The sequence below is a fragment of the Actinokineospora sp. PR83 genome, from assembly GCF_021056305.1.
Lineage (GTDB): Bacteria > Actinomycetota > Actinomycetes > Mycobacteriales > Pseudonocardiaceae > Actinokineospora > Actinokineospora spheciospongiae.
Map to the genome: position 1 here is coordinate 1 of NZ_JAJCXD010000077.1, position 14,164 is coordinate 14,164.

At 74.5% G+C, this 14,164-nt stretch carries 9 protein-coding genes, 1 tRNA gene and 1 pseudogene; 1 reads left to right on the plus strand and 10 read right to left on the minus strand.

What is annotated here, in order from left to right:
- The 5 genes and pseudogenes from L6E12_RS35150 to L6E12_RS24970 form a co-directional block, all read right to left on the minus strand.
- Positions 1 to 2,865: pseudogene (locus L6E12_RS35150) on the minus strand (hypothetical protein); the annotation flags it as partial.
- 220 nt (positions 2,866 to 3,085) lie between these two features.
- Entirely contained in the window at positions 3,086 to 3,991 is a 906-nt protein-coding gene (locus tag L6E12_RS24955; RefSeq protein ID WP_374201944.1) for a GGDEF domain-containing protein, read from the minus strand.
- A gap of 238 nt (positions 3,992 to 4,229) precedes the next feature.
- Positions 4,230 to 4,685 (minus strand): hypothetical protein, encoded by a 456-nt coding sequence (locus tag L6E12_RS24960; protein WP_236230363.1) that lies wholly within the window; start codon positions 4,683 to 4,685, stop codon positions 4,230 to 4,232.
- Positions 4,685 to 5,845 (minus strand): tRNA dihydrouridine synthase DusB, encoded by a 1,161-nt coding sequence (dusB, locus tag L6E12_RS24965; protein ID WP_236230364.1) that lies wholly within the window; start codon positions 5,843 to 5,845, stop codon positions 4,685 to 4,687. Before dusB ends, L6E12_RS24960 begins: the two co-directional genes overlap by 1 nt.
- 52 nt (positions 5,846 to 5,897) lie before the next feature.
- Positions 5,898 to 6,458 carry a hypothetical protein gene (locus L6E12_RS24970; RefSeq protein ID WP_236230365.1) on the minus strand — a complete coding sequence of 187 codons (561 nt, stop codon included), beginning with the start codon at positions 6,456 to 6,458 and terminating at the stop codon, positions 5,898 to 5,900.
- A 111-nt stretch (positions 6,459 to 6,569) separates the two neighbouring features.
- Between L6E12_RS24970 and L6E12_RS24975 the strand changes: the two genes are divergently transcribed.
- The gene (locus L6E12_RS24975; RefSeq protein WP_236230366.1) at positions 6,570 to 7,352 is read left to right on the plus strand and encodes a 3'(2'),5'-bisphosphate nucleotidase CysQ; all 783 of its coding nucleotides are present in this window, start codon (positions 6,570 to 6,572) and stop codon (positions 7,350 to 7,352) included.
- Here the strand turns inward: L6E12_RS24975 and L6E12_RS24980 are convergent.
- From L6E12_RS24980 to L6E12_RS25000, 5 genes are all read right to left on the minus strand, one after another.
- A complete protein-coding gene (locus L6E12_RS24980) occupies positions 7,307 to 8,179 on the minus strand; it encodes a phosphotransferase (RefSeq protein ID WP_236230367.1) in 873 nt (290 codons plus the stop codon). The genes L6E12_RS24975 and L6E12_RS24980 overlap by 46 nt on opposite strands.
- 29 nt (positions 8,180 to 8,208) lie before the next feature.
- Positions 8,209 to 9,249 (minus strand): saccharopine dehydrogenase C-terminal domain-containing protein, encoded by a 1,041-nt coding sequence (locus L6E12_RS24985; protein ID WP_236230368.1) that lies wholly within the window; start codon positions 9,247 to 9,249, stop codon positions 8,209 to 8,211.
- A gap of 61 nt (positions 9,250 to 9,310) precedes the next feature.
- A complete protein-coding gene (locus L6E12_RS24990; RefSeq protein ID WP_236230369.1) occupies positions 9,311 to 10,339 on the minus strand; it encodes a saccharopine dehydrogenase in 1,029 nt (342 codons plus the stop codon).
- A 460-nt stretch (positions 10,340 to 10,799) separates the two neighbouring features.
- Positions 10,800 to 10,872, minus strand: a tRNA-Lys gene (locus L6E12_RS24995).
- Positions 10,873 to 11,237: 365 nt separating this feature from the next.
- Positions 11,238 to 14,144 (minus strand): tetratricopeptide repeat protein, encoded by a 2,907-nt coding sequence (locus tag L6E12_RS25000; RefSeq protein WP_236230370.1) that lies wholly within the window; start codon positions 14,142 to 14,144, stop codon positions 11,238 to 11,240.
- Positions 14,145 to 14,164: the final 20 nt, after the last annotated feature.

Below are 14,164 nucleotides of genomic sequence, written 5' to 3' on the forward strand. Positions count from 1 at the left end.
GGGGGCGGGGGGGCGCGGGTGGGCGCCGGTCGCCCCGGGCGGGGGCGGGCCTGCGGGCCTGCCGGGGCGCCCGCCGTTGACCGGCAGCCCCTCGGCATCGGGCCGCGGGTAGCTGTCGCCCTCCGGGCGACGCGGACCTCGGCCGCCGGGGCCGGTCCTGCCTGCCGCCCCGGGCTGCCCGTTGGGGCCGGGCTGCCCGTTGGGGCCGGGCTGGCCATCGGGGCCGGGCTGGCCGTTGGGACCGGGCTGGCCGTTGGGACCGGGCTGCCTGTTCGGGCCGGACTGGCCATGGGGGCCGGGTTGGCCGTTCGGACCTGGCCGGCCGTTGGGGCCGGGCCGGGTATTCGGGCGCGGGTGGGCGCCGGTGCCGTTGATCGGCAGGCCCTCGGCGTCCGGGCGCGGGTAGGAGTCGCCCTCGGCCCGGTGCCCGCGGTCGACGGGCAGGCCGTCCGCGCCGGGGCGCGGGCGGTCGGGGCGGCGGAAGGCGTTGGTCAGGTTGTTCGGCCGGGGGAACGAGCCGGTGCCCGCGGGTGGCGGGCCCTCGGCGTCCTCCGGGCGGGGCCGGGGGTACGACCCGGTGCCGTTGACCGGCGGGCGCGGACCGCTCCCGGCACCGGGGTGGGCCTCACCCTGCGGGCCGTCGGGGCGGGGGTGGGCACCCGTGCCGTCGGCGGGGCGGGTCCGGGGGTGGGGCTGCGCACCGGTGCCGTTGACCGGCATGCCGCCTGCACCCGGGCGCGGGTACGAATCACCATCCCGGCCGGGGCGCGGGTAGGCACCCGTGCCGTTCACCGGGCGGTCGACGCCGTGCACCGGCATGCCCTCGGCATCCGGGCGCGGGTACGAATCGCCGTTCCGGCGGGGGCGCTGGTGGGCGCCCGTGCCGTTCGCCGGGCCCTCGGCGTCAGGCCCCGGGTACGGATCGCCGTTCCGGCCGGGACGGGGGTAGGCACCCGTGCCGTTCACCGGACGGTCGGCGCCGTGCACCGGCATGCCCTCAGCGTCCGGACGTGGGTACGAATCGCCATCCCGGGCGGGGCGCGGGTAAGCGCCGGTGCCGTTCGCCGGACGGTCGGCGCCGTGCAACGGCATGCCCTCGGCATCGGGCCGCGGGTACGAATCGCCATCGCGGCCGGGACGCGGGTGGGCACCCGTGCCGTTCGCCTGCATGCCCTCGGCGTCTTGGCGCGGGTACGAATCGCCGTTCCGGCCGGGGCGCGGGTGAGCACCGGTGGCGGGGCGGTCGGTACCGGGGCGGGAGCGGGGGGCCGGGCCGGGGAAGGGCGCGACCTCGTCGGGGTGAGCGCTGTTGTGCGGGCCGCCGTCGGGTGCTTCGGCCCCGTGCGGGAAGGCACCCGTGGCGTTCGCGCCGGGGCGCGGGCCGTTGGAGCGACCGTTGCGGATCGGGCGGGGGTGGCTGCCGGGGAGCGGGGGGGCGTCGTCGGCTTGGCGGGGGTCGCGGGGGAAGGACTGGTCGGCCTGGCGGGCTCGCCTGCCGCGCGGGGCGGGGCGGGCGGGACCTGCGGGGGCGTCGGGGGCCGACAGGGCGCGGGGGCCGCCGTCCTCGTCCTCGGGCAGCGCTCGGCGGCCTCGGGCGTTCTCGGGGAGCGCGCGGCGGCCACCCTCGGGGCGGGCGCGCTTGGCGGGGCGGTCGATCGGGAAGGGCTCGCCGCCGCCCGCGGAGCGCCTGCCCGTGATGGGCGGGTCGACGAGGGCGGGATCGGCAGGGAAGGGCCCCTGGTGGGCGGGGAAGCCGCCCGCGAGCGCCTCGGCGGGCTCCGGCCGGGCGCGGTGGCCGGGGCCGTCGCCCGCCTCGGACCGGGAACGGCGGCCGGGGGCGTCCGCCTCCACCCGGGAGCGGTGGCCCGGGGTGGCGCCGGGCTCCGACTGGATCAGGTGACCGGGAACGTCAGCCTGCTCCGCGCGGGAGTGGTGGCCGGGGGTGCCTGCCGACTCCGGCCGGGAGCGGTGGCCCGCGGCGTCGCCGGGCTGGGAGCGGTGACCAGCGGCGTCCCCCGCGTCCGACGGGGAGCGGTGGGCCGCGGCGGTGCCGGGCTCCAACGGGGAGCGGTGGCCCGCGGCGGTGCCGGGCTGCGGCTGGGAGCGGCGCCCTGCGGGGTCGCCGGGCTCTGACCGGGAGCGGTGGCCTGCGGCGTCACCGGGCTGGGAGCGGTGGCCGGGGGCGTCCGCGCCGGTGTGGTGGCCGGGGGTGCCGCGGCGGTTGGCCTCGAACTCGTCGGCGGTCGGGAAGGGGCGGGACGCGGCGGGGGCGTCCTCCTCCGGCTGGGCCATCAGCCTGCGGCGGGCGTCGTCGGACAGCGCGCGGCGGCCGGTGGGTTCGTCGGCCGGGGGGTCGGCGGCGCGGCGCCTGCCGGGGGCGGGCGGGTAGACCGCGGCGGGCTGCTGGTGCGGGTCGCGGTCGACCGGGAAGGCGCCGCTGTCGTCCTGGCGGGCTCGGCGGGGGGCGTCCGGGACGGCGGTGCGGGTGCGGGTGGAGCCGAGCAGGTCGGCCACCGTGGTCGGGATGCTGTCGTCGGTGCGCGGGCTCAGCGGCCGCTCGGCCGGGGGCTGGCCCTGGGCCTGCACGAGGATGTCCGCGGGGACGGTGGTGGTGCGGTGCCTGCGCGAGGGGGGGGCCGCGCGGCGGCCGGTCGGTTCCGGCTCGGGCGCCGGGGGGGCAACCGGGGTCAGGTTGGTGCGGGAGCCGCTGTGCCGCTCCACCAGGTCGGACACGCTCAGCCCGCCGGAGTTCTCCGCCGCGCGGCGCCTGCGCCTGGGCTCCTCGGTGGGTTCGGGGGCCCGCCGTTTGCCTCCGGGAGGCTCGCCGTGGCCTGGGGCGCCGTCGCGGTTGTGGTCGTCGGGCACCCATGCTCCTTCCGAGGTCCTGCATTAACCGTTGCCAGTTGGTTATCAACACGTTGCGACGTCGCGCTCGGTTGCTTACCCGATCGTGTCACAGTGCGGACGCGATAGTACGACTGACAGATGCCCGTGACGACCTCAGGACGAAGTTCTTTCGTCAACATCTGCGTGTTGTACCCAGGGGTATAGCCCGATCGGCGTATCGCTCGACAGCGTGGGGGCGTTAGCGAGCACTCGCCCTGGGCACCACGACGGCCCGGCGGCCCGCGGCGGCTCCGGCCAGGTGAGGCTTGCCGTCGAGCAGATAAGCGACAGCGTTGCGACCCGACTGCTTCGCGGTGTACAGCAGCGCGTCGGCTTCCCGGAGCTGGCGCTCCGGACCGGTCGGTGTGTCCTCCGCCACGCGGGCGGTGGGTTCCTGCGCCACGCCGATGCTGACGGTCACCCGCAGCCCCAGCACCAGGCTCGACCACGGGTAGTGCTCGACCCTGGCCCGCGCGGCCTCGGCCAGCCCCACCGCGGTCACCCGGTCGACCCCGGGCAGCACCAGGACGAACTCCTCACCGCCGTAGCGGGCGCAGAAGCCCGCCTCCGGCAGCCCATCCTGCAGCAGCTCGACCACCCGTTGCAGCACCCGGTCGCCGACCAGGTGGCCGAAGGTGTCGTTGACCTGCTTGAACCAGTCCAGGTCGACCAGCGCGACGGCCAGCCCGTCGGCGCGGTCCTGCTCGGCGAGCAGTGTCACCAGCCGCTGGTCGAGGTAGCGGCGGTTGTAGCTGGCGGTGAGGCTGTCGCGGATGCTCTGCTCGTGCGCCTCGGCGTGCTCGCGGCGCAGCCGGTCCACCTCGCGGCGGAGCTGCTCCGGGATCTGCGGCTGCTCGCCCAGCTCGGACACCAGGTCGAGGGCGGAGCGCAGGTGCTGGTAGGCCTGCCGGTACTGGCCGCGGGAGGCCAGCAGGGCGGCGATGGACTCGTGCAGGCTGACCAGGTTGGCGGCGTCCGCGGGCGGGTCCAGGTCCGGGTTCTCCGCCCGGTCGGTGATCGCGGGGTGGCGCAGCGGGATCGTCGGCTCGTTGACCCGGTGGCCTCGCCACGGGGTGTCGTGCCGGTCCGGCTCTGAGTTGGTCACACCTCGTCCCAGAACGGTCACCGCGGTCACCTCCCTACGTAAGAATGTGTGTCGTCCTGAAAGAGGCCGCGCTTGAGCGGGCGGGACGCATGGAGGTCGTAATTCCCCCTACTGGTGGACGAGGGACTGCTCCATCCCGGTGATCCGGGGGAGCGGTATCACCATCCACGGTCGGTGCGGATCACCCGTTCGTCGCAATGGTGCTTCTCATCGAGCAACACCGCTTCGTGGTGGGGAATTACCGGGTGGGGCAGGGCGTGAACCCGTACGCCTTCCCGCTGAGCACCACCACGCGCTGCGACCCGATCTGCTCGGCGAGGGTCGAGCCGTCCCGCCGGATCCGCACCGACACGCCGACGACGTAGACGGTGCCGCGCGGGCGGGCGGTGGCCTCCTCCGGCTTCCACTCGGCGTCGGGCCGCAGCGTGGACAGCGCGGGTTCGATGCGCAGGGTCAGGTCGCCGAGGTCGCAGGCGCGGTCGGTGAAGTCCGGGTGCTGGGTGCGGCGAAGGAACTCCCGCTGCGCCGCCGGACCCTCGCCCGCGGCGTCGTTGAGGTCGGTGAAGTACTGCTCGACCAGCGCCCGCTGCCCGTCGGCGCCCTGCCCGCCCGCCGGGACCGGTGAGCCGGGAACGGTCGACGTGCACGCCGTGGCCGCCGCGGCGAGCAGCAGCACCCCCAGTGCCCGGCGCATCAGCCCCCCGAGTGCATCAGCTCGGCGCCCGCGGGGACGGCGGCGTCGTCCGGGTCGTCCAGCCAGCCCTCGGGCAGCACGACGCGGCCGGGGGAGCCCTGGCGCCCGCGCGGGCCCTCGGCGGCCTCGGGCGGGTAGGGCGCGGTGTGGTCGAGCTGACCGATCAGGTCGTCCAGCTCGGCCAGGGTGCTGACCATGGCCAGGCTGCGGCGGATCTGCGACCCGACCGGGAAGCCGCGCAGGTACCAGGCCATGTGCTTGCGCAGTTCGCGCAGGCCCTTCTGCTCGCCGATGTGCGCGGTGAGCAGTTCGGCGTGCCTGCGCAGGATGCGCCCGACGACGCCGAGCGTGGGCCCCTCGGGCATCGGGGTGCCGGTGAAGGCGGCGTGCAGCTCGCCGAACAGCCACGGCCTGCCCAGGCACCCCCGGCCGACCACGACGCCGTCGCAGCCGGTCTCGGCGACCATCCGCAGTGCGTCGTCGGCGCAGAAGATGTCGCCGTTGCCCAGGACGGGGATGCCCGTCACCGCCTCCTTGAGCCGGGCGATCCGAGACCAGTCGGCCTGGCCGGAGTACCGCTGCGCGGCCGTCCTGGCGTGCAGCGCGACCGCCTGGGCCCCCTCGGCCTCGGCGATCCGCCCGGCGTCGAGGTAGGTGATGTGCTCGTCGTCGATGCCCACCCGGAACTTGACCGTCACCGGGATGCCCGCGGGTTCGGCGGCGCGCACGGCGGCGGCCACGATCTCGCCGAACAGCCGCCGCTTGAACGGCAGCGCCGCGCCCCCGCCCTTGCGGGTCACCTTGGGCACCGGGCAGCCGAAGTTCATGTCGACGTGGTCGGCGAGGTCCTCGGCGACGACCATCCGCACCGCCTCGGCCATGTTGTGCGGGTCGACGCTGTAGAGCTGCAGCGAGCGCGGGTGCTCGGTGGGGCCGAAGGTGATCATCTCCATGGTCTTGGAGTCCCGCTCGACCAGCGCCCTGGCGGTGATCATCTCGCACACGTACAGCGAGGTGGGGCTGCCGAACTCCCGGCAGAGCTGCCGGAACGCCACATCGGTGATGCCCGCCATCGGCGCGAGGACCACGGCCGGGTCCACGGCGTACCGGCCGATCTTCAGGCTGGGACCGGTGGGGGTACTCGGAGATCCTGCGACCACGCGCCCAGGCTAACCCCCCTCGGGCGCGGGCGTGCGCGGGATGGCGCAGCGGCTACCAGGTGCCCCAGCCGGAGTCCCCCGGATCGTCGGCGGCGAGGCCGTCGGCGGGGTCGTCGGCGGTCGCGGCGGGGTCGTCGTGCAGCGAGTCGAGGAAGTCGTCGAACCGGGAGCCCGCCGGGTCGTCCTCGGCGGTGTCGGAGTCCTCGGGTTCCTCGGTGTCGCCCTCGTCGCCGGTGCCGCCCGAGTCGGCGTCGTCGTCGGCGGGTTGGTTCTCGAAGCCGCCGTCGTCGGGCTCGTCGTCCGGGGGCGGGGCCGGGTGCGCGGTCTGGTCGGCGGGGTGGCCGCCCTGGCCGTGCGCGTTCCAGGTGCCCTCGCCGCTGGGGTCGCTGTAGGCGGACTCGGCCTTGCCGTCGTCGTCGGCGTCCAGCAGTGCCGTGTCGGCCACGCCGTCGCCGTCGGAGTCCCACATGGCGTCGTCGTAGCGGCCGTCGCCGTCGAAGTCGACCGCGACGGCGTCGGTGGTGCCGTCGCCGTCCACGTCGACGTCGGCCGCGCCGTGGTGCACGTGGGGGTCACCCTCGCCGGTGCCGAACCGGTACTCGATGTCCGCCATGCCGCTGCACTCCCCGCCGATCGCGCCGTCCCCCACATAGACGTCACGAGATGACCCCGCGTTCCCCCCGGCGTTGCTACATTCGACTCTCCCCGAGCGCAGGGAGGAAGCATGACCACGGATGCCCGCCTCGCCGTCGATCTGGCGACTACAGCCGGTGACTTGTTGCTCGACCTCCGTAACCGACGACCGGCTGACCTGGGACGACGCGGTGACCTGGAGTCCAACGCCCTGATCCTCGACCGGCTGGCGGCCGAACGCCCCGGCGACATGGTGCTCTCCGAGGAGTCGGCGGACGACCCGGCCCGGGTCGAGGCCGACCGGGTGTGGATCATCGACCCGCTGGACGGCACCCGCGAGTACGCCCTCCCGGGCCGCCCGGACTGGGCCGTGCACATCGCGCTGTGGCAGCGCGGCGCCGGGCTCGTCGCCGCGGCGGTCTCCCAACCGGCCCTCGGCACGGTCTACGCCACCGACGACCCACCACCGCTGCCGCCGTCCGACGACCGCATCCGCCTGCTGGTCAGCGCGAGCCGCCCACCGGCGTTCACCGACGCCGTGGCCGAGACCCTGGGCGCGGAGGTGCTGACCATGGGGTCGGCGGGCGCCAAGGCGATGGCGGTCCTGCGCGGCGAGGCGGACGCCTACCTGCACGCGGGCGGGCAGTGGGAGTGGGACTCGGCCGCGCCGGTGGGGGTGGTGGCCGCGGCGGGCCTGCACGCCTCCCGGGTCGACGGGTCGCCGCTGCGCTACAACCGGCCGCACCCGTACCTGCCCGACCTGGTGATCTGCCGCCCGGACCTGGCGGCGAAGCTGCTCGCCGCGATCCGCGCCACCGGCTTCGAGGACTACCCGACGAGCGACCGCAGTGTCGCGAGTGGAGCATCGGTGTAGTCGTTGGGCTCCAGCGACACCGCCCGGTGCCACACCAGCGCCCGCGCCACCACCGCGACCCGGCACGCCAGCTCCGCGGTGGCCACCAGTTCGGCCCGCGGGGCGAGGTCGTCGAACACCTCCAGGTAGGCGTCGCGCACCCGGTCCCGCTCCTCGGGCCCGACCTGCTGCAAGGGCACGAGGAGACTGGCGAACGGGTGCGCGACCACGGCGTCGCCCCAGTCGTAGAACCGGGGTCCGACGAAGAAGTTGTTGGCGTGCAGGTCGTTGTGGTCGAGTGAGGGCGGCACGGTCGACTCCGCCAACCGCGCGCACCACGCGCCGAAGGTGTCGGCGAACCCGTCCAGCTCCGGCGAGGACCCGATCACCCGCCGCGCCTCGGCGAACCGCGCGGGCATCACCGGCGCCCGCATGTCCGCCACCCCGGCGGCCAGCACCCGGTCGACGTGCGGCGCCACCGCCCGCTGGAACTCGGCGTAGGCCGGCAGCACGTCCACCAGGTCCGCGCCCCGCAGCGGTTCGCGGTGGGGGAGCAGCAGCAGCCCCCGGCCCCGGTCGGTGGCGATCGGTTCCACCACGCGGTCCGGGGCGATCCCCGGCAGCAGCTCGTAGAGGTCCACCTCGAACGCGGTGCCCGGCACCATCGCCTTGAGCCACACCGGACCGGCGTCCGTCGGCGCGGTCAGCACCACCGACCACGGCCGCACCCGGTGCCGCCGCGCGGGCCCGGTCCGCGCGCGGCCCGCCGCGGCCAGCCGGTCGTCCAGCCACGACACCGCCCACTCGGACCACGCCTCCGACGACCACACCCCGGTACCCGTTTCCACCGGGTCACTGTGGCAGGTCCCCACCGGGTTCACCGAGCGGTTATCCCCTGCCCGCGCAGGAACCCGAGCACCCGCCCCACCGCCGCCGCGTCCTCGGCGGCCCGGTGCAGCCCGGCGGAGGTCCGCCCGGTGACGACCTCGTTGACCCCGGCCGCCAGCGGCGTGGAGACCAGCTTCGCCATGGCGCTGTCGTCGGCGTCGCCGACCAGGTCGACCACCCGCGTGCCGGACCAGTCGCCGACGGTCAGCGAGACGGCCAGCACCACCCGATCCCGGTCGGTGGCGGTGGTCGGGTACCGGGCGGCGAGGTCGTCGGCCAGCGCGGTGATCCGGTCGGGGTCGGGGGCGCGCAGCTCGGCGAACACCGGCTCCCACGCGTCGCGCCACCCCTCGTGGCGCACGGTGCCGCGGACGAACTGCCGCCCCCGCCAGCGGTCGGGGAAGCCGTACTGGGCGCTGAAGGGGACGCTGTCGCGGTTCGGGTAGACCTCGAACACCTCGTCCCCGACCGGGTGGCTCCGGACGTCCTCCCACGGCCGGTCGACGGTCCGCTCCTGCCCGTCGTCGACGAACCGCGCGGGGTTGAGCAGGGCCGTCAGCACACCGCGCGGCGCCCAGCTGAACCGGTAGCGGAAGTCGTCGGGCACCGCGGGAATCCCACCGCAGTAGGAGGTGAAGCGCGCCTCGGCGGGCCCCGGCACCGCCTGCTCGGCCTCGGCCACCAGCTCGTGCGCGAGCAGGTGGTCGAGCCCGGGGTCCAATCCGGCCTCCGCCAGCAGCACCACGCCCGCCGCCGCCGCCCCCGCCAACCCGGCGACGTCGTCGGCGACGTAACTGGTGTCGGCGAAGTGCGCCCGGTTCTCGATGGCCAGCCGGGCCAGGGCGGCGTGCTCACTGGCGGGCAGCATGGACACCACGACGTCCCCGCGGCCCACGGACGCGGGCAACCCGGACCACGCCCGAGCCGCCACCCGCCCGCCGAGCCCCAACCGGTCGACGCACGCCCGCGCCTTCTCCGCGGTGCGCCCCCACAGGACGACGGTGTGCCCGAGGTCGGCGAGCACGCGCACCCCGCCGCCGGTGGACAGGCCGATGCCCGCTCAGTGGACGGTGCCGCTGGCGGGAACCCGGTCAGCCACGGTTCACCACCGCGGCGTCGAAGCGACCGCGCGCCCGTTCCCAGGGATCACCGTCGAAGTCGAGCAACTGCGGCGTCAGGTCCGCGGAGAAGGCGGTGCTCGCCTCCCGCGGCAGCAGCGACGGCAGGTTGTCGATGGCGATGATCTCCACCGGGTTGTCCCGGCGCAGCCCGCGCACCGGTTCGTCCCAGTCGGTGATCCGGTCGTAGACGGGCAGCACGTTGCAGTCGGAGGTGACGTCGCAGGTCACGTCGGAGATGACCCGGAGCCGCCGGTCGGCCCGGTCGAGGTCGGCGTCGGTGACGAACGGCGGCACCGGGGTGGAGGTCAGCACGGCGTTGACGAGGACGTCGTGGCCGAGCAGCGCGGCCCTGTCCAGCTCCGCGGTCTCCGCCACGTCCCACGCGGTGGCGCTGATCCCGGCCACCGCGAGCGCGTCCACCGCCCCCCGACCACTGCGCCCCAGGGCACCCACCACCAAGGCCGTGGTCGGGTCCTGCTCGGCGCGGATGCTCTCGTCCAACGCGGCCCGGGTCGTCGGCTCCAACGGCGCCTTGAGTTCCCCGCGCGCGGCGAGCACCGCCAGCGCGGCCCCCGCGTACCCCGCCCAGTACCCGAAGGCGGTCAACCGCCGCCCGTGCTCGTCGGTCAGGTACTCCAGGTCCAGCAGCGCCCCACCACCGGCGGCGAACCGCCCGATCAGCTCGGCGGCCCCACCCTGCCCCTTGTACGCGTGTCCGAAGTAGACGTGCCGGTGCCGCAGCGCGGCGGGTTCCCCCGGCAACTCCTTCAACCCCAGCACGACGACGTCATCCGGCGCGTCGACCCAACTGCCCGCGCCCACCACCTCGCACCCGGCGGCGGCGTACTCCTCGACCCCGAACACCCGCCGCGGCGACTCCTCCACGGTGACCCGCACCCCGGCCTCGACCAGGCGCCGGGCGTCGGCGGGCACCACGGCCACCCGCCGCTCGGTCTCCCGAACCTCATTCCTTACCCACAACCACAGCGCGTCACCCATGCACCGAGTCTGCCGCAGCGAACGCGCCGGGGGAACTCCGGGTGATCATGGGGGTGGGGTGGGGCCGACCGCGCGAACTCCCCCGCCTTTCCGGTAGTCGATTACCCCATTGCGACCGGGCGGCGACAACTGCGGTGAACGGTATTCACCATTCGCAGGCAAAACCCCGACACAGGTGAACAGGACAAAAACGAGACAGGCTGCCCGCCGGAGTCCGATCCGTCAATGCCTTGCGATCGCCACCTGTCGCGATGGCCGCCGAGGTGGGCGACACCCCCGCCGGGACAGCCCGAGCGCCACCACCGACACCCGGGTGCGGCGTGGTCACCGGTGGCCAGGAGCCGGGGCGACGCGGGCCCCGCGGCGTGATCGCCTCCGGGGAGGCTCGGGCTCGCGACCCCGGACACGACAAAACGCCCGGCACCGGCGCTGTGGCAACGCCGCTGACCAGGCGAAAGAGTGGGCCGCCTGGGGCTCGAACCCAGAACCTACGGATTAAAAGTCCGCAGCTCTACCAATTGAGCTAACGGCCCAGGTGGCCAAGTGTAGCGGGGAGGCCGGGCGGGGGAGACGCGGCTTCGGTCCGGTAAAGTTGATCATGTAGCAGTTCGGGGTGTGGAACATGTCACCCGATCGAGCGGCAACTTTGACGCAGGCAAGCGCATCGCGCGCTTAGCGATTGAGCCTCACCTATGTGGCGGTCACCCGCCGGGGCTACCCCGGATTCATTGAGTGAAATGCCTGCTGCTTGAATGCCGCCAACGAACTCCGGGGCGAACGGCGACACCGCTTCTGCCCACTGCGCAAAAGGATGCTCATCATGTTTCACTCCCTGATTTCTTCCGCCCCGTGCTTCGCCGACTGGTTCGGCATGGCCGTCTCCCTCCTCTTCCGGTAGTCAGAGCGGCAGGTCGTCCACCCAGGACTCGAGGACCGCGGCCTCGGGACTGGACAGCGACCGGAGGATCGCCGCCGCACGCCGCCACGTGGTGGCGGCGTCGGTGGGTGAGCCGGAGCGGGCCTGGGCCAGGCCGAGGGTGCGCAGGGCGTCGGCCTGGAGCCTGAGGTTGGCCAGGTCGTGGGCGAACGAGACCGCGCGGCGGGCCGTGTCGACCGCTTCCGGCAGCTCGCCGAGGTCGAGGTGGGCCGTGCTGAGCAGGCACAGGGTGTTCACCGTGCTCACCAGGTCCACACAGGACAGGTGCCGGGCGAGGGCGTCGCCGCCGTGGGCGATCGCCTCGGCGGGGTTGCCCCTGCTCAGGTGCAACCGGGCCACCGCGCTCACCACCAGGGCTTCGCCGCGTTCGTCCTTCAGCGCGACGCGGAGCAGGCGGGCCCGCGCGTACTCCGCCAGCGCGAGGTCGTACTCCGCGCGGCGCAGGTGCAGGTCCCCCAGTCGCAGGTGGACCTGGGCCACGGACCAGGAGACCTTGTCGGGTGCCCCGCCCGGCTCCAGCAGCGTGCGCAGGGCCTGGCGGTAGGCCGTGGCCGCCTCGTCGAGCTGGTCGCGTTCGAGGTGCGTGGTGGCCAGGTTGTGCAGGGACACGGCGCGGCCGTAGCTGTTGCCGATGCGCTCGAACAGCTCGTTGGCGCGGGTGAGGTGGAGCGCGGCGGTGTGCGGGTCACCGCCCGCCAGGTAGGTCAGGCCCAGGTTGTTCAGGCAGCCCGCCTCGCCCTCGACCTCGCGGACGAGGTTCGCGGCGCGCCTGCCGAGGTCGTTGACCTCGATCGCCGTGCGGGTGTCGCCGTGGCGCTGGAGCAGGTCGTTGAAGCAGGCGGCGAAGCGCCACGTGTGGTGGTGGTGCCCGCGCCGGGCCGCCAGGCGGGTCGCCTCCACCAGGTTCGAGTGCTCGGTCACCGACCACCGCAGCGCCTCGGCCGCGTCGCCGTGCACCACCGGCTCGATCGGTTCCCGGGGACCGACCGGGGGAACCCGGTGGGCGTCAAGGGTGATCAGGTCGCGGGCGGCGCCCAGCGCGTGCAGGTACCAGTCGAGCAGTTGGACGGTGGCTGTCTGGCGGTGGTCGACCCACTGCGGGCCGCCGACGCGGTCGGTGACGAACGAGTGGATCAGGTCGTGCATGCGGTAGCGGCCCGCCCGGTCCCGGTCGAGCAGGCCCGCGTCGACGACGAGGTCGAGCAGGTCGCCCGCCTCGGCCCTGGTCATGTCGCCGAGGGCCGCGGCGGCGCCCACCGAGAAGTGCGGGCGCGGGTGCAGGCCGAGCAGGGTGAGCAGCCGCCGCGGCTGCTCGGCCAAGGCGTCGAGCGACCAGGAGAAGATGGTGCGGAGCGTGCCCGCCGTGTCCGGGCCGTCGCTGCCCACGTCGAGCAGGCGCGACTCCTTGCGCAGTTCGTCGACCAGGTCGCGCACGCTCACCGACGCGCGGGCGGCGATCTGCTCGGCGGCGATGAGCAGGGCCATGGGGAGCCCGCCCGCGAACCCGATCAGGTCCCGCATGGCCCGGGGGTCCGCGGTGACGCGGTCCTCCAGCCGCCGGGTGAGCAGTTCCTCGGCGTCGGCGTCGCTCAGCGGCGGCACGGTGATCCGCCGGGCACCGCGGCGCACGATGAGGCCGTTGAGGCGCTGCCTGCTGGACACGACCACCGGCGCCGAGCCGGTGAGGTCCAGCAGGCGTTCGGCCTGCGCGCTGTTCCTGGCGTTGTCGAGGATGAACACCGCCCGGCGGTCGCCGATGCGCGCCCGCAGGTGCGCCAGTTGCTCGACCGGGCTGGTGGGGATGTCGACCGACCCGAGTTCGCGGAGGAACTCGACCAGCACGTCCTCGCGCCCCTTGGGCGCGGAGACGGAGTAGCCGTTGAGGTCGGTGTAGAGGATCAGCGTGTCCGGCGACCGCTGTCTTCGCGCCTGCGCCCACTGCACCAGGAGGGTGGTCTTGCCCACGGTCGGCGGGCCGTCGACCGCCACGATCGCGTTCGGCGCGAGCGCGTGGTCGAGTGAGCGCAGTTGCTCGCCCCGGCCGACGAAGTGCGCCTGCGCCCGCGGCAGGCCCACCACAACTCCCCTGCCGGACAGCGGTTCCACCGTGGTGGCGCGCGCGATGAGGTCGTCGTGCAGCCTGCGCAACCCGGCCGAGGGTTCCGCGTCCACCTCCAGGCGGGTGCGGTGGGCGAAGGTGCGGAAGTAGGTGGCGATCTCCCCGGTTCGGCCCGTCTGGTGCAGTGTTCGCATCCACTGGGCGGCGAACCGCTCGTCCAACTCGCCCAACAGCGCGGACCGCAACGACTCCTCGACGCGGTCGTGCTCCCCGAGGTCGAGCCAGATGTCGTGCAGCGCGACCCTGGCCGCGGTCTGCTCACCGCGCAACGGATCGCGCATCGTCTGCGCCCGGGGCGTGTCCAGCTCGTGCAGCGGGCGGTCGGACCACAGTCCGAGCGCCTCGGCGTACAGCTGCTCCGCCTCGTCGAGCCGTTCGCCGTCGCGCGCAGCCCTGGCCCGGTTGACCAACTCGCGGAAGCGGAACAGGTCCACGGCGAGGCTGTCGTCGATCCGCAGCCGGTAGCCGTCCGCCGTCGTGTCGATGGCCACCCGGGGCCCGCAGACCGACAACGCGTTGCGCGCCTTGGAGATGACCGGTTGCAGGTGGCGCGGTTCCCTGCCGCTCTCCTCGCCCCACAGGGCGTCGACCAGCGTCGACGCGGACACGACGGTGTTCGGCTGGGAGAGCAGGACGGCCAGGGCGCCCCGCGTCTTGCGTACCCCGAGGTGCCGCCGCTTCCCCTGCACCACCAGCGTTGTGGGACCGAGAATGCGGAACTCCACCGGCAACGCCCCCCAGGTCGGCATCACTCCCAGGATTCGAGTGT